Raw genomic sequence first — 596 nt, 5'->3', positions numbered from 1 at the left:
GGGCCGAAGGCCTTGACTTCATAGCCTCGCAGACAAACGGATCCGCCGGATCCTCATCGTGGGCGGAGGGACGGCCGGCTGGCTGACCGCCAGCCTGCTTCGCCGTCACCTCGGCGGGGATCGGCACGACATCACGTTGGTCGAGTCTCCCGGCGTGCCCACGATCGGCGTCGGCGAAGCGTCCGTCCCGACGCTCGTCCGGGCCCTTCGTGCGTTGGGAATCGACGAGCGGAGCTGGCTCGAAGCCTGCGACGCGACGTTCAAACTGGCCATTCGCTTCGACGGGTGGACCGTGGATTCCTCGCCGGTGGGCTTCTGGCATCCCTTCGGCCGGATCGGCGGTGCGATCGACGAGGTCGACTTCTTCCACCACTGGGTCCGCCAGCGCGCCGATTCCGGGGAGGCCCGCCGCTTCACGGACTTCTCCCTGCAGGTGGCCCTCTGTGAGGCGGGGCGTGGGCCCATGCCCCCCCGGGGGGGGGGGGGGGGGGGCCCCGCCCCCCCCCCCCCAGGGGCCCCCGCCCCTCCCTCCGCCCCCCCGCCCCGCGCCCGGGCCGCGGGGGGCCCCCCCGCCCCCCGCGGGGCCCCCCCACCCG

Annotated in this window: 1 protein-coding gene; it reads left to right on the top strand. The window is 75.0% G+C overall.

Annotation, left to right across the window (positions count from 1 at the left end):
- Positions 1–58: 58 nt before the first annotated feature.
- A partial coding sequence (locus GY937_09100; GenBank protein ID MCP5056866.1) for a tryptophan 7-halogenase occupies positions 59–596 on the top strand: 538 nt, incomplete at its 3' end.

This window comes from bacterium (genome assembly GCA_024228115.1).
In the GTDB taxonomy this organism is placed as follows: domain Bacteria; phylum Myxococcota_A; class UBA9160; order UBA9160; family UBA6930.
The sequence above is the reverse complement of the archived record's forward strand: the minus strand, read 5'-3'. Positions and strand labels throughout refer to the sequence as shown.